The sequence below is a fragment of the Arthrobacter ginsengisoli genome, from assembly GCF_031456935.1.
GTDB lineage: Bacteria > Actinomycetota > Actinomycetes > Actinomycetales > Micrococcaceae > Arthrobacter > Arthrobacter ginsengisoli.
This window is the reverse complement of sequence record NZ_JAVDVQ010000002.1, coordinates 285,565-300,131: the sequence shown is the minus strand read 5'-3', so window position 1 is coordinate 300,131 and position 14,567 is coordinate 285,565. Positions and strand designations below refer to the sequence as shown.

General features: G+C 66.7%; 15 protein-coding genes. 5 read left to right on the top strand and 10 right to left on the bottom strand.

Features of this window, described 5'->3' with window-relative positions:
- Positions 1 to 27: 27 nt before the first annotated feature.
- The 3 genes from J2X01_RS03450 to pdhA are packed head-to-tail and all read right to left on the bottom strand — an operon-like array spanning position 28 to position 3,628.
- Positions 28 to 1,443, bottom strand: a complete 1,416-nt coding sequence (locus J2X01_RS03450) for a dihydrolipoamide acetyltransferase family protein (RefSeq protein WP_310050582.1) — start codon at positions 1,441 to 1,443, stop codon at positions 28 to 30.
- On the bottom strand, positions 1,440 to 2,450 hold the full coding sequence (locus J2X01_RS03445) for an alpha-ketoacid dehydrogenase subunit beta (protein WP_310050580.1): 1,011 nt from the start codon (positions 2,448 to 2,450) through the stop codon (positions 1,440 to 1,442). The genes J2X01_RS03450 and J2X01_RS03445 overlap by 4 nt, the downstream gene beginning before the upstream one ends.
- Positions 2,450 to 3,628 (bottom strand): pyruvate dehydrogenase (acetyl-transferring) E1 component subunit alpha, encoded by a 1,179-nt coding sequence (gene pdhA / locus J2X01_RS03440; protein ID WP_310050578.1) that lies wholly within the window; start codon positions 3,626 to 3,628, stop codon positions 2,450 to 2,452. Before pdhA ends, J2X01_RS03445 begins: the two co-directional genes overlap by 1 nt.
- A gap of 194 nt (positions 3,629 to 3,822) precedes the next feature.
- On the opposite strand from pdhA, the gene J2X01_RS03435 reads away from it, so the two are divergent.
- Entirely contained in the window at positions 3,823 to 4,296 is a 474-nt protein-coding gene (locus tag J2X01_RS03435; RefSeq protein WP_310050577.1) for an Lrp/AsnC family transcriptional regulator, read from the top strand.
- A gap of 99 nt (positions 4,297 to 4,395) precedes the next feature.
- Here the strand turns inward: J2X01_RS03435 and J2X01_RS03430 are convergent, their stop codons facing one another.
- Together J2X01_RS03430 and J2X01_RS03425 are read right to left on the bottom strand one after the other, a co-directional pair.
- Entirely contained in the window at positions 4,396 to 6,012 is a 1,617-nt protein-coding gene (locus J2X01_RS03430; protein WP_310050576.1) for a monocarboxylic acid transporter, read from the bottom strand.
- On the bottom strand, positions 6,009 to 6,389 hold the full coding sequence (locus tag J2X01_RS03425; protein WP_310050575.1) for a DUF485 domain-containing protein: 381 nt from the start codon (positions 6,387 to 6,389) through the stop codon (positions 6,009 to 6,011). The genes J2X01_RS03430 and J2X01_RS03425 overlap by 4 nt, the downstream gene beginning before the upstream one ends.
- Positions 6,390 to 6,619: 230 nt before the next feature.
- Here J2X01_RS03425 and J2X01_RS03420 point away from each other — a divergent pair, with 230 nt between their 5' ends.
- Genes J2X01_RS03420 through J2X01_RS03405 form a run of 4 tightly spaced genes read left to right on the top strand, consistent with a single transcriptional unit; the run spans position 6,620 to position 10,439 of the window.
- On the top strand, positions 6,620 to 7,837 hold the full coding sequence (locus tag J2X01_RS03420; protein ID WP_310050574.1) for a sensor histidine kinase: 1,218 nt from the start codon (positions 6,620 to 6,622) through the stop codon (positions 7,835 to 7,837).
- Positions 7,838 to 7,871: 34 nt separating this feature from the next.
- On the top strand, positions 7,872 to 8,591 hold the full coding sequence (locus J2X01_RS03415) for a LytR/AlgR family response regulator transcription factor (RefSeq protein WP_310050572.1): 720 nt from the start codon (positions 7,872 to 7,874) through the stop codon (positions 8,589 to 8,591).
- Entirely contained in the window at positions 8,588 to 8,965 is a 378-nt protein-coding gene (locus J2X01_RS03410) for a DUF485 domain-containing protein (protein WP_310050570.1), read from the top strand. The genes J2X01_RS03415 and J2X01_RS03410 overlap by 4 nt, the downstream gene beginning before the upstream one ends.
- A gap of 7 nt (positions 8,966 to 8,972) precedes the next feature.
- On the top strand, positions 8,973 to 10,439 hold the full coding sequence (locus J2X01_RS03405; protein WP_310050569.1) for a sodium/solute symporter: 1,467 nt from the start codon (positions 8,973 to 8,975) through the stop codon (positions 10,437 to 10,439).
- An 8-nt stretch (positions 10,440 to 10,447) separates the two neighbouring features.
- Here J2X01_RS03405 and J2X01_RS03400 read toward each other — a convergent pair whose 3' ends face one another.
- From J2X01_RS03400 to tsf, 5 genes are all read right to left on the bottom strand, one after another.
- Positions 10,448 to 11,026, bottom strand: a complete 579-nt coding sequence (locus tag J2X01_RS03400) for a DivIVA domain-containing protein (RefSeq protein ID WP_310050568.1) — start codon at positions 11,024 to 11,026, stop codon at positions 10,448 to 10,450.
- 82 nt (positions 11,027 to 11,108) lie between these two features.
- Entirely contained in the window at positions 11,109 to 12,029 is a 921-nt protein-coding gene (locus tag J2X01_RS03395) for a phosphatidate cytidylyltransferase (RefSeq protein ID WP_310050566.1), read from the bottom strand.
- On the bottom strand, positions 12,029 to 12,586 hold the full coding sequence (gene frr / locus J2X01_RS03390) for a ribosome recycling factor (RefSeq protein WP_310050565.1): 558 nt from the start codon (positions 12,584 to 12,586) through the stop codon (positions 12,029 to 12,031). The genes J2X01_RS03395 and frr overlap by 1 nt, the downstream gene beginning before the upstream one ends.
- Positions 12,587 to 12,695: 109 nt before the next feature.
- Positions 12,696 to 13,433, bottom strand: coding sequence for a UMP kinase (gene pyrH / locus J2X01_RS03385; RefSeq protein WP_310050562.1), 738 nt, complete (start codon positions 13,431 to 13,433; stop codon positions 12,696 to 12,698).
- 184 nt (positions 13,434 to 13,617) lie between these two features.
- The gene (gene tsf / locus J2X01_RS03380) at positions 13,618 to 14,454 is read right to left on the bottom strand and encodes a translation elongation factor Ts (protein WP_310050560.1); all 837 of its coding nucleotides are present in this window, start codon (positions 14,452 to 14,454) and stop codon (positions 13,618 to 13,620) included.
- Between the last annotated feature and the right edge of the window lie 113 nt (positions 14,455 to 14,567).

Here is a 14,567-nt window from a genome sequence, read left to right as displayed (position 1 = left end):
ACGACGCAGCCGGCAGCCCAGGGTTCCCTAGACCATCGCGAGGGCCATACCCGGATCGGACAGGACGGCGCCGAGGTCCTGCAGGAAGCGAGAGCCCTGCTCGCCGTCGACCAGGCGGTGGTCGAAGGACAGGCTAAGCGTCATGACCTGGCGCAGCGCCACCTCATCCTGGTACTCCCAGGGCATCTTCCGCACCGCGCCCAGGGCCAGGATGGCGGCCTCGCCTCGGTTGAGGATGGGCGTCCCCGCATCGATGCCGAAGACGCCGATGTTCGTGATGGAGATGGTGCCCCCGGAGAGCTCTGCCGGGCTTGTCCTGCCCGCGCGCGCCGTGTCCGTCAGGTCGGTGAGCGCCGTGGAGAGCTGCATCAGGGACATCCGGTCGGCGTCCTTGATGTTCGGCACGGTCAGTCCGCGCGGTGTGGCGGCCGCGATGCCCAGGTTCACGTAGTTGTACTGGACGATCTCCTGCTTGGCTTCATCCCAGCGGGTGTTGAGCGTGGGGTGGTTCTTCAGCGCGATGAGCACGGCCTTGGAAACAAGGGTCAGCGGCGTGAGCTTGTAGCCGGCAAATGCGCGGCTGACCTTCAGCTTCGCCAGCAGCTCCATGGTCGGGGTGACGTCGACGGTCAGGAACTCCGTGACGTGCGGCGCGGTGAACGCACTGGCGACCATGGCCGCGGCGGTGAACTTGCGTACGCCCTTGATCGGCGTCCGAGTCTCGCGCTCACCCGGCGCGGGGGCGGAGGCTTGCGCGGACACACCGGCAAGGTCCCGGGGTGCGGCCGGCAGGTCTCCCCCGCCGACGAAGCTGCGGACGTCGTCCCGGGTGATGAGCCCGAACTCCCCGGTGCCGGTGATCAGAGCGAGGTCGACGCCGAGGTCCTTGGCCAGCTTGCGGACCGGCGGCGTGGACCGCGGGCGTTCCGCGGAATCGGGCACGGGCGCGGTTGTGACGCGCCCCGGCACGGGAATCACCGGGGCGTCTGCGGAACGCTCTGCCGGCGGAGCAGCCACGGGCTCCGTCGCGGCCGTCCCGGCCACCGGAACCGCCGGGGCAGCAAAGCTGCGGGCGCGGCGGGCCGGGCGGCCGGAATCCTCGAGGACGGCGCCGTAACCGACGAGGTTCGGTTCGCGCTTGGCTGGCACGGCCCCGTCCACACCGGCACCGGAGCCGGAACCGCCGTCGTCGCCCGCCACCTCGAAGGAAACGATCGGTTTGCCGACCTCGACCACTGTGCCGGGCTGTTCGTGCAGGGCCGCGACCACACCGGCGAACGGCGAGGGAAGCTCGACGACGGCCTTGGCCGTTTCCACCTCGGCGATGATCTGGTTGAGCGCGACGGTATCCCCCACCGCAACCTTCCACGCGACGATTTCCGATTCAGTGAGACCTTCACCAAGGTCCGGCAGCCTGAATTCCTTGATCATGGTGGCGGTCATCCTTCCAGCCCGCTCAGGGAGTTCGGGCGGCCCAGGGCGCGGTCGACGCCGTCCAGGATCCGGTCCAGACCCGGGAGGTGGTGCATTTCCAGCTTGGAGTACGGGTAGGGGACGTCGAAGCCGGTGACCCTCACCGGGGCTGCCTCGAGATGGTAGAAGCAGCGTTCGGTGATGCTGGCGGCAATTTCGGCGCCGAGGCCGCCGGTCTGGGAGGCTTCGTGCGTGATCACGAGCCGGCCGGTCTTCCGGACCGAGGCCTCCACAGTCGCGAAGTCCAGCGGGGCGAGCGAGCGCAGGTCGATGACCTCGATCGAAATGCCCTCGTCGGCGGCGGCGAGTGCGGCGTCCCTGGCCGTTTTGACGAGCGGGCCGTACGCCAGCAGCGTCACGTCCTTGCCTTCGGTGACGACGCGGGCCTTCTCCAGCGACAGTGCGGTGCTGAGGTCCAGGGACTCGTCCACCTCGCCCTTGTCGTGGTAGCGGCGCTTGGGTTCGAAGTAGAGCACTGGATCATCCGAGGCGATGGCCTGCTGGATCATCGTGTGGGCGTCCTGCGGGTTGGAGACGCTGACGACGCGCAGTCCCGACGTATGGGTGAAGTAGGCCTCGGGTGATTCGGAGTGGTGTTCCGGGGAGCCGATGCCGCCGCCGAAGGGCACGCGGATGGTGATGGGCATCTTGACGGCACCCTGGGTGCGGTAGTGCATCTTGGCGACCTGGCTGACGATCTGGTCGAACGCCGGGTAGATGAACCCGTCAAACTGGATCTCCACGACGGGGCGGTAACCCCGGTAGGCGAGCCCGACGGCCGTCCCGATAATGCCGGACTCCGCCAGCGGCGTGTCCACGACGCGGTGCTTGCCAAAGTCCTTCTGCAGGCCGTCGGTGACGCGGAAGACGCCGCCGAGGGCGCCGATGTCCTCCCCCATCAGGATCACTTTGGGATCATTCTCCAAGGACTTGCGCAGACCCGAATTGATGGCTCGGGCAAAGGTCATCTGTGTCATCAGCGTGCACCTTCTTCAGAAGCGGCTTCCGCGGGATCGCCGAAGGAGGCCAGGTAACGGGAATAGTGGTCCTGCTGGCGGTCCAGCGGGGCATGAGGCGTGCTGTAGACGTGCTTGAAGACGTCGAGCGGCTGCGGCTCGGGCATGTTGATGGTGCCGGCCCGCAGCGCCTTGGCGACTGCGTCCGCTTTGGCGGCGACGGCGGTTTCGAGTTCCTCCGTGAGCAGTCCCTTGCGTTCGAGCAGGGACTTCAGCCTCGCGATCGGGTCCTTGGCGGCCCAGTCCTCGAGTTCGTTCGCGTCGCGGTAGCGGGTGGGATCATCGGCCGTGGTGTGCGGACCCATGCGGTAGGTGACGGCCTCGATGAAGGTCGGGCCGCCGCCGTGGCGTGCCCGGTTGGTGGCGATGCGGGTCGCTGCCATCACGGCCAGGACATCGTTGCCGTCCACCCGCATGCTGGGGATGCCGAAGCCTGCCGCGCGGTCCGCGATCTGGATGTGGGACTGCAGCCGGACGGGCTCGGAAATTGCCCAGTGGTTGTTCTGGCAGAAGAAGACCACCGGGGCCTGGAAGCTGGCGGCGAATACGAGGGCTTCACTGACGTCGCCCTCACTCGTGGCGCCGTCGCCGAAGTAGGCCACGGCGACCGAATCGGCGCCGTCGTTCTGGATTCCCATCGCGTAACCGGTGGCGTGCAGCGTCTGGGACCCGATGATGATCTGCTGGGTCGCGACGTTGACCGTGAAGGGGTCCCAGCCAGCCAGGGCGTTGCCGCGCCAGGCTTTGACGATGGACTCCGGCTGGACGCCGCGGCAGTAGGCCACACCGTTGTCGCGGTAGCTGGGGAAGACGAAATCGTCGTCACGGAGGGCCCGCGCCGAACCGATCTGGGCGGCCTCCTGGCCCAGCAGCGGTGGCCAGAGGGCAAGTTCACCCTGGCGCTGCAGGGCAGTGGCCTCGGCGTCGATCCGGCGGATGACCACCATGTCTTCGTAGAGTGCGCCAAGCTGCTCGTCGTTGACGTCCTGGACCCAGGGGTCGAACTCGGGATGGCTTACGCGTTCACCCTTGGGGGTGATGAGTTGGACGAGATCCCCGCCCGACCGCCTGTTTGATTCTGCACTGTTCCCGGGGCCGCCGGCGGCAATGCCGCCCTTGCCCGCGTCGTCGGTAAACACAGTTTCCGCACCTTCTGACGTCGTCTGACCGGAACTCGCAGGACTCGTGATCCCGGTGCGCGCCAGCCGCCCGGGCGCCGTTGCCCCGGATAATTGTGACCCTACTCACAATGCCCATTGGGTACAACCACCTGCGAAAAAATTGAGCATTCTGCCCTGTTTCAAACCCCGGCACCGTGCTAATCTTGCGCATTATGCAACCCTTGGATGGCACCGACACCCGCCTGCTTTCGGCCATGGCCCGGGACCCCCGCCGGACGGTGGTGGCACTGGCCCAGAAGCTGGGTTTGTCGCGGAATACCGTGCAGGCCCGGATGGCCCAGTTGGAGAAGAAACACGTATTCCTGTCCTTTGAGCGCCGCATCAATCCGGCCTCGCTGGGCTACCCACTGATGGCCTTTATCTCGGTGCATGTCCAGCAGCAGAAGCTCGGCACGCTGGCGGTGGAACTGGCCGGCATCCCGGAGATCCTGGAAGGCTACGGGCTGACCGGCTCGGCGGACCTGCTGCTCCGGGTCGTGGCGCTCGACGCCGAGGATCTGTTCCGGATCAACGGCAAGATCCTGGCCTGCGACGGCGTGGACCGTACCGACACCGCGCTGGCCATGGGCGAGCTGATCCCGTTCCGGGTCCAGCCGCTGCTGGAACGCGGCTCCACCGAAGGCTGACCTCCACCGAATGCTCACGCAGACGGCAGGAGCCCCCGTGCGCTTGCACGGGAGCTCCTGCCGAATGTGTCAGCCGGCGTGGATCACCGGCGGCTGGTGCTAGTGGTCGGTGGCCTTTTCGGCGCCCACACCCGTCAGGGAACGGACTTCCATTTCGGCCTGCTTGGTGGTGTCTTCCAGCTTCTTGTCCAGAGTCGAACCGAGCCAGCCCAGCAGGAACGCGAGCGGGATGGAGACGATGCCCGGGTTGCTGAGCGGGAAGATCGCGAAGTTGGCGCCCGGAATCATGGACGTCTTGGCACCCGAGACCACCGGGGACAGCGCGATCAGGATGATCGCCGAGCCCAGCCCGCCGTACATGCTCCAGAGGGCGCCCTGGGTGGTGAACTTGCGCCAGTACAGCGAGTACACGATGGTCGGCAGGTTGGCCGAAGCCGCGACCGCGAAGGCGAGCGCCACGAGGAACGCCACGTTCTGCCCATTGGCCAGGATGCCGCCGGCGATGGCCAGGATGCCGATCACGATCACTGTCTTGCGGGCCACCTTCACTTCGGTGTCCGGGTCGGCCTTGCCCTTGGCGATGACGCTGGCGTAGATGTCGTGGGCAAACGACGCCGCCGCGGTGATGGTAAGACCGGCGACGACGGCCAGGATGGTCGCGAAGGCCACCGCCGAGATGAAGCCCAGAAGCAACGGCCCGCCGAGGTGGAACGCCAGCAGCGGTGCGGCCGAGTTGACGCCGCCCGGGGCGGCCTTGATGGTCTCAGCACCCACCAGCGCCGCGGCACCGTAACCCAGAACCAGGGTGAACACGTAGAACAGTCCGATCAGCCCGATCGACCAGACGACGGACTTACGGGCTTCCTTGGCGGTCGGAACCGTGTAGAAGCGCATCAGCACGTGCGGCAGGGCCGCGGTGCCGAGCACGAGGGCCAGGCCCAGGGACATGAAGTCGAGCTTGGAGGTTTCGGTCTTGCCGTACTGCAGGCCCGGGTTCAGTATGTTCGGGTTGCCTGAGGTTTCCACCGCGCCGCCCAGCAGGTCCGAAAGGTTGAAACCGTAGATGGCGAGGACCCAGAAGGTCATCACCGCGGCGCCGGCAATCAGCAGCATGGCCTTGATGATCTGGACCCAGGTGGTGCCCTTCATGCCGCCGATCAGTACGTACATGATCATCAGGGCGCCGACGACGATGATCACCAGGGCCTGTCCGCCCCAGTCGCTGATGCCGAGGAGCAGCGAGATCAGGCTGCCGGCTCCGGCCATCTGCGCCAGGAGGTAGAAGAAGCAGACCGCGAGGGTGGAGATGGCTGCCGCGATGCGCACGGGACGCTGCTTGAGCCGGAAGGAGAGCACATCGGCCATGGTGAACTTGCCGGTGTTGCGAAGCAGTTCGGCGACCAGCAACAGGGCGACGAGCCAGGCGACCAGGAAGCCGATGGAGTACATAAAGCCGTCGTACCCGTTGATGGCGATGGCGCCGGTGATCCCGAGGAACGAGGCCGCCGAGAGGTAGTCGCCGGCGATGGCGGTGCCGTTCTGCGGGCCGGTGAAGGACCGTCCGGCAGCGTAGTAATCGGCGGCCGTTTTGTTGTTGCGGCTGGCCCTGATCACGATAACCATGGTGACTGCAACGAACAGCGCGAAGATGCCCATGTTCAGCAGGGTGGTTTCCTTGAGATCCGCCACGTTGACTGCGGGAACCATAAACGTCATTTCTCTACCCCGCTGATTTGGTTGCCATGCTTGTCGAATTCGTGGCCTTCGATTTCGTGACGGATTTCCGCCGCGATCGGGTCAAGCTTCCGGTTCGAGTAGCTGACGTACCAGCCGGTGATGGCGAACGTGGTCACGAACTGAAGCAGGCCCATGATCAGGCCGACATTGATGTTGCCCCATACCTTGGTGGACATGAACTCCACCGCGTAATCGGCCAGCAGGACATAAGCGAAATACCAGAGCAGGAATGCAATGGTCATCGGAAAGACAAAGCTGCGGTGACGTGTGCGCAGTTGCTGGAACCGCTCCGTCGACTGGACTTCCTTGAAGTCCACGGCCGCCGTGGCGTCCGTTTCTTGGGCTTCGTGACCCATTGTTCCTCCTCATTGAGACTTTTGAGTCCACACCGGCTGCCCTGGCCTGCTCCCAACAGCCCGCGGGCCAATGTGACTACAGTCACTGTCTCCTGTGATGCGGCCTACATGCCACAACCGCCGGGGCCTGCAGCGCTCAACGGTCGCGATGCTGCGCTCAACGGTGCCTGTGGCGCGGCGGACGCACCCGTGGGCCGTTGCCCCCGCAAGCGCCGCGATACGCTGGGCCCATGCCCGACTCTCCCCTGTTCATCGCCGCCGCCATCGCCGTGATCGCGGCGGCAATCGCCGTCGTCGTCGCCGTCGGACTCAAGGTGCTCCGCTCCTTCCGCGAGCTTGGCACCGACGCTGAACGGGCCACGTACAAAACCCTGCACACTGCGTCGCGCGCCGGACAGCATCTGCGGACGGGCCTCAATCCGGCCGGTGCCGCCAAAGCCAGCCGGCAGCTGCGCAGCCTGCTGGGCTGCGACGCCCTGGCGATCACCGACTCCACCGGCGTGCTCGCCTGGGACGGTGCCGGGGAGGAGCTGAAACCGCTGCTGATGCAGCTCGCTGCCGGCGTGCTCGACGGCGGCCACACCGCAGTGATCCCGGCCGGCGAAGTGCAGGAACTCGCCCAGGGCAACGGCGCCGTGGCGACCCGCGCGGACGTGGAACGCGCCGCGGTGATCGCCCCGATCAGGGCCGGGGCGCGTGTGGTGGGCGTCGTGGCCGCCTTCGCCCCGGCGGCCGGCGCCGGGCTGGTCCGTGCCACCAGCGAGGTGGCCGACTGGGTGGCGACGCAGGTGGAACTCGCCGAGCTTGACGCGTCCCGGACGCTCCTGATGGAGGCCGAGGTGCGTGCGCTCCGGGCCCAGATCAGCCCGCACTTCATCTACAACTCCCTGAACGCGATCGCCTCCTTCATCAACACCGACCCGGTCCGGGCCCGGGAGCTCGTGGTGGAGTTCGCCGACTTCACCCGCTACTCCTTCCGCCGCCACGGCGACTTCACCACCCTGGCCGAGGAGCTGCGCTGCATCGACCGGTACCTGCTGCTGGAACGGGCCCGCTTCGGCGACCGCGTGCAGGTGAGCCTCCGGATTGCCCCCGAGGTGCTCAGTACCGTGATCCCGTTCCTGAGCCTGCAGCCGCTGGTGGAAAACGCCGTCCGGCACGGCCTCGAAGCCAAGGAGGGCCCCGGCCACATCTCCATCACGGCCAACGATTCCGGCGCCTTCGCCGAAGTGACCATCGAGGACGACGGCGTGGGGATGGATCCGGAACAGCTGCGGGCCGTTCTCGCCGGACACAGCGACGGCGAGCACGTCGGGCTGCGCAACGTCGATGCCCGGCTGCGGCAGGTCTACGGCGATGAGCACGGGCTGGTGATCGAGACGGCTCCCGGGGAAGGCACCCTGATCACAATGCGTGTCCCCAAGTCGCAGCCACGCCATGACGCCTGATGGGGACCAAGGCCTCCGGCGTTAGTCTTGATCCATGATTAACGTCCTCGTCGCCGACGACGAGCTGCCCGCCGTCGAGGAACTGGCCTTCCTGCTCGGCCGGGATGACCGGATCGGCACCATCCACCGGGCCTCCTCGGGGGCCGAAGCGCTGCGCGCCCTCGAGGCCGAGGACGTCGACGCCGTCTTCCTCGACATCCACATGCCCGCGCTCTCCGGCCTGGACATCGCCCGTGTGATCGCGCGCAGCTCCAGGCCGCCCGCCGTCGTTTTCGTCACCGCCGATGAGGAGTGCGCACTGGAAGCCTTTGAACTGGCCGCCGTGGACTACCTGCTGAAACCTGTCCGCGCCGAGCGCCTGGCCCGGTCCATTGGCCGGATCAGCGAGCTGCTCAAGGACGGCGCCCCGCGCCCGGAAATGATCACTGTGGACCTGGGCGGGACCACGAAGATGATCCGCCGCGAAGACGTCACCTATGTCCAGGCGCAGGGCGACTACGCCAGGCTGCACACCGCCGATGCGAGCTACCTGATCCGCGTTCCGCTGGCCGATCTGGAACAGCAGTGGGCCGAAGCCGGGTTCATCCGGATCCACCGCTCCTACCTGATCGCGCTGGACCACGTCAGCCACATGAAACTTGCCGCGGCCCGGCCAAGCGTCACCGTGACCGGTGCGGAACTGCCCATCAGCCGGCGGCACCTGCCCTCGGTGCGGGAGAAGCTTGAGGCGACCCGGATCCGGCCACAGGCATGACGCGGGTCCGTGTCACCGCCCCGCGCAGCATCACGCCGGGCATTACCGGGCTTCCCGCCGCCCGGTCCGCCGCCGATTTGCGCGAAGCCGCGGAGGAATCCGACGCCGGGCAGGTGTTTATCCGCTCGCTGATCCGCACGCAGCTGCGGCTGGGTATTGTCGTTGCCGCGGGGTTCCTGCTGATCCTGGCTGCGTTCCCGCTCATGCTGGGGCTTGTCCCCGGCCTCGCGGAGTCCACGATTGCGGGTCTGCCATTCGACTGGGTGATGCTGGGCGCCGGGATCTATCCGGTGGTCGGGCTCAGCGCCTGGCTCTATGTCCGGACGGCGACCCGGAACGAGGCCCGGTACCGGGACCTCGCCGGGGACAAGTGAGGCGCCGGTGAACCCGGTCGTCGGCGTCGCCGCCTTCGCCGCCGTCTCGGTGGCTACCGCCGTCATCGGTTTCTACGGGCTCCGGATCTCGCGCACGACCGGGGATTTCTACGTGGCCTCGCGGACCGTCAGGCCGTGGTGGAACGCGTCGGCGATCGGCGGCGAGTACCTTTCCGCCGCCAGCTTCCTCGGCGTCGCCGGGCTCATCCTGCTTTCCGGCACGGACGCCCTGTGGTTCCCAGTGGGGTACACCGCCGGCTACCTGATGCTGCTGCTCTTCGTTGCAGCGCCCCTCCGCCGCTCCGGTGCCTACACAATTCCCGACTTCACCGAAGCGCGGCTCGACTCCCGGACGGTCCGCAGTGTCACGAGCGTCGTCGTCGTGATGGTCGGCTGGCTCTACATCGTCCCGCAACTCCACGGCGCGGCGCTAACCATCAGGATCACCACCGGGCTGCCGGCGTGGGTGGGGCAGGTGGCGGTGGTCGCCGTCGTCTGCGTCACCGTGGTGGCCGGCGGCATGCGGTCCATTACGTTCGTCCAGGCCTTCCAGTACTGGCTGAAGCTGACGGCACTGGCCCTGCCGATCCTGTTCATCGCGTTCACGCTCGTGGGATCAGGGACTCCTTCCGTGGCGGAGGCGTCAGTGAATCCGACGGCCGCGGCGCCGGCCGGGCTGTACCAGAACATCTCGCTGCTGGTGGCCCTGCTGTTCGGCACCCTGGGGCTGCCGCACGTGCTGGTGCGGTTCTACACGAACCCGGACGGGCAGTCGGCCCGCCGGACCACCCTGATTGTGCTGGGCCTGCTCTCCGTCTTTTACCTGTTCCCGACGGCCTACGGGCTGATCGGCCGGATGTTCGCTCCCGAGCTGGCGCAAAGCGGGCAGGCCGATGCGCTGGTGCTGCTGCTTCCCGGACAGCTGATTGGCGGGATCGCCGGTGACCTGCTGTCCGCCCTGGTGGTGGCCGGGGCCTTCGCCGCCTTCCTGTCCACGACCTCCGGGCTGGTGGTCTCGCTCGCCGGGGTAATCAGCCAGGACCTCTTCGGCGGCAGTGTGCGCGGCTTCCGGTGGGCGGCCGTGATCTCCGCGGTGGTTCCGCTGGGGATCGCGTCCATGACGGGTTCGCTCGCGCTGGCGGGCAGCGTGGGCATGGTGTTTGCGTTTACTGCATCGACGATCTGCCCGGTGCTGCTGCTGGGCATCTGGTGGCGCGGGCTGACCGACACCGGGGCGATCGCCGGCATGGCGACGGGGGCGGTGCTGTGCGGCGGGGCGATGGTGGCCGGAGCCGTGCTGGGTGCCGGCGGTCCGCCGTCGTGGCTGGCGCAGCCCGCCGCATGGACGGTGCCGGCGGCGTTTACCGTGATGGTCCTGGTTTCCCGGGCCACCAGGACCCGGGTGCCGCACACCGTCAGCCGGGTCATGACGCGGCTGCACACACCGGAACGGCCGCTGGTCACCGAACGCTGACGCGCCGCTCAGTCGATGGCAGCCATAAGTTCGACGACGCGGTCCAGGAAGGCATCCACCTGGCTTTCCTCGTAGCCGTCCTTGCCGACGGCGGGACGGAAGACAGCGCGGCGGACGTTGTCCACGCTCAACGGCTTGTCCTCCTCGAGGTAGCCGATCAGGTCGTGGCACAGGTCATCCACGTCCGTGGTGTTGTAGCTGCGCGCCTTGGCTTTGGCCGGGCGCCGGAAGCGCTGGCCGTCGGGGCGGTGCAGCCGCCCGCGCAGCATGCCGGCGAGCCGGCCGATTTCGCGGAGCCAAACGTCCTCACCGCGTTCAGCTACAAGTTCGTCGCGTTCCCGCCGGGCGAGGGCATCCTCCAGGCGGTCCAGCGCCGCGTCCACACCGGCGGCGGCGTAGCCGCCCTTGATCGGGTCGAAGGACACTGCCCTGACGTCAGCGCTCTTGACCGCCCGCGCGGCGGACTGCGGAGATTCGAACGACACTCGTGCACGCTGCATGAACTCGTCGACTTGCTTGGCGTTATAGCCGTACTGGGTCCGCTGCACGCGGTCAAAAGAAGCAGGAATCTGCCGTTGAATGTCCACTGTAACTGTTGTTTCCTTCGATGCCGTTCGGCTGGTTTGTCCGGCCCCATTCTAGGGGCCGGAGGGTGGGTCCGGCGCTGCCTCAGGCGCCGGCGACGATCGAGTAGAGAATAAACGCCACCGGGGAGGCGAAGACGATCGAGTCCAGCCGGTCCATGACCCCGCCGTGGCCGGGGAGGATGCTGCTCATGTCCTTGATTCCGAGTTCGCGTTTCACCATGGATTCGGAGAGGTCTCCGGCGGTGGCTGCTGCGACCATGCCCACGGCCAGCGCCACGCCGACCCACCAGGGCTTGTCCAGCACGAAGATGGCGGCGAGCACTCCGACCGCCGTGGCCCCGGCAATGGAACCGGCGAAGCCTTCCCAGCTCTTCTTGGGGCTGATCTTCGGCGCCATCGGGTGCTTGCCGAGCGAGGCGCCGACGAGGTACCCGAAAGTGTCGTTGGCGACCACCAGCAGCAGGAGCGTGGCAATCTGCCACGCTCCCGGGGGGACCACGCCGTCTGGCCAGGGCCCTATCGGGGTCTGGCCCACCACGGTGTGCAGCGGCAGCACCGCGAAGCTGATCAGGAACGGGATCCAGGACAGCGTGAAGACACCGGCGAAAATGCTGCGTGCGGATCCGGCCGCGCCCTCCAGGGACCGCCAGATCAGCACCGCCACACTGCTGAGCATGATGGCGAACAGGAGGCTTTCGAGACCGCCGAAGTAGGCCGCGATCGGCATGGCGACGGTGCCGGTCATCACCGGAATGATCGGCAGTCTGGTGCCGGACGTTTCCAGGGCGCGGAAGACCTCCCAGACGCCGAATACCGCAAAAGTGGTGACTATGAGCACGAACCCCAGCGGGAGGAGCAGCAGTCCGCCCAAGACGATAATGAGCATGCCCAGACCCACCGCAATGGCGGCGGGGAGATTCCTGCCGGCCTTGGGCGTCGGATTCCTCCGCTGCCTCCCCCGCACCCGGATGTCTGCTCCGGGGTCCCCCTGTTCGTGCGTCATCAGACCTCGAGCAGCTCGGCTTCCTTGCGCTTGAGCAGCTCGTCGATCCCGTCGACGTGGGCCTTGGTCATGGCGTCCAGTTCCTTTTCGCCACGGCTGCCCTCGTCCTCGCCTGCTTCGCCGTCCTTGACCAGCTTGTCCAGGGCTTCCTTGGCCTTGCGGCGGATGTTGCGGATGGAGATCTTGGCATCCTCGCCCTTGGTCTTGACGATCTTGACGTATTCCTTGCGGCGCTCCTGCGTGAGGTCCGGGATGGTGATCCGGATGACGTTGCCGTCGTTGGAAGGGTTGGCCCCCACCTCGGAGTCGCTGAGGGCACGTTCGATGTCGCGCAGCGCGGTCTTGTCGAACGGCGTGATGAGGATGGTGCGCGCGTCCGGGATGGCAAACGAGGCCAGCTGCTGCAGCGGCGTCGGCGAACCGTAGTAGTCCACCAGGACTTTGTTGTAGAGGCCCGGGTTGGCGCGGCCGGTACGGATCGAGGCGAAGTCTTCCTTGGCTACTTCAACCGCCTTGTCCATCTTGTCCCCGGCTTCGAGCAAGGTTTCTTCGATCACGGTCTCTCCTCAGAAATTGGTGCACGCGCTGGCGGGCACGGTCATGGTTGCGTTCCGCCGGGTCCCGGCTTCGGGGTGCGGAACTGTCCTGAAAACATCCTAGCCGCTGCTAAGGGGTGACGACGGTGCCCAGGTCCTCGCCCCGGATGGCCCGGGTGACGTTGCCTTCGCCTTCCATGCCGAACACCACCATGGTGAGGTTGTTGTCCTTGCACATGGTCATGGCGGTCTGGTCCATCACCCGGATGTCGCGGCGGAGGGCCTCGTCGTAGCTGAGGTGGTGCAGCTTCTCCGCGTTGGGATCCAGCTTCGGGTCGGCTGTGTAGACGCCGTCGACCCCGCTCTTGGCCATCAGGACGACGTCGGCGTGGACCTCCATGGCGCGCTGGGCGGCCACCGTGTCCGTGGAAAAGTACGGCAATCCGGCTCCGGCGCCGAAGATGACGACGCGGCCCTTTTCCATGTGCCGGATGGCGCGGCGCGGAATGTACGCCTCTGCGACCTGGCCCATGGTGATGGCACTCTGGACGCGGGTTTCGACGCCGGCCTGTTCCAGGAAGTCCTGGAGGGCCAGGCAGTTCATGACGGTTCCGAGCATGCCCATGTAGTCGGCGCGGGAACGGTCCATGCCGCTCTGCGACAGCTCGGCGCCGCGGAAGAAGTTTCCGCCGCCGACGACGATCGCAACCTCGACGTCGGGGACTGCTGCGGCGATCTGCTTGGCCACGCCGCGGACGGTATCAGGGTCAACGCCCAGTTTCCCGCCGCCGAAGACCTCGCCTGAGAGCTTCAGCAGAACTCGGCGCCGGCTCTTCTTTGGCTGGGCTGAAGTGGTGACGGTTTCCATGGTGCCTTCCCGTTGGTGAACTCTGAGCTAGGTTATCGTGCCTGGGACCAAAGGCGTCATTCCGCCCGGCCCCGGGTCAGCCCCGGGAACATACCCCGGCGCCGGCCCGCGTGCATGCAAAAGGGGCGGCCACCGCAGTGACCACCCCCTTAGCGTGCCTGACTACTGTCTGACTGGTGCCTGACTAGGAACCGACGCGGAAACGCGTGAATGCGGTACCCGTGACGCCGGCCTCTTTGAGGACCTGCGCGACCGACTTCTTGGCATCCTTGGCGAATGCCTGGTCGAGGAGAACCTCACCCTTGTAGAAGCCCGTGACACGGCCTTCCACAATCTTGGTCATTGCTGCTTCGGGCTTGTTTTCAGCCTTGGCGGTTTCCTCCGCGATGCGGCGCTCGGACTCGACGAGCTCGGCCGGAACGTCCTCACGGGAGAGGTAGTTCGGCGACATCGCAGCGATGTGGACGGCGACGTCGTGGGCTGCGGTGGCAGCCGCTTCGCCTTCGCCGTCAACAGCGAAGAGCACACCGACCTGGGCCGGGAGATCCTTGGAGGTCTTGTGCAGGTAAGCGTCGACCGTTGCACCCTCGATGCGGGAGATGCGGCGGACAACAACTTTCTCGCCCAGTACGGCGCCCTCTTCGACGACGACCTCGGACAGCGGCTTGCCGTCGACCTCGGTGGCCAGCAGGGTCTCGAGATCGGCAGCGCCGGACTCGACTGCAACGGCCAGGACCTTGTCGGCGAGCTGGATGAACTTGTCAGCCTTTGCGACGAAGTCCGTCTCGCAGTTGACTTCAATCATCACGCCAACGCCGCCGTCGACCTTGGCAGCAACCAGGCCTTCTGCGGTGGAGCGGCCTTCGCGCTTGGTGGCGCCCTTGAGACCCTTGATGCGGATGATTTCGATGGCCTTCTCGGCGTCACCGTTGGCTTCGTCAAGAGCCTTCTTGACATCCATCATGCCGGCGCCCGTGCGCTCGCGCAGAGCCTTGATATCAGCGGCAGTGTAGTTCGCCATGTGAACCCCTCTGTCTAGAAAATTTATGTGGTGTACGGACCGACAGGACGGCCAGCTCACCGGCGTGAGCGGCCATCCTGTCAGTTCCCCTGCACTGCGTTGAGCGTGCGGGG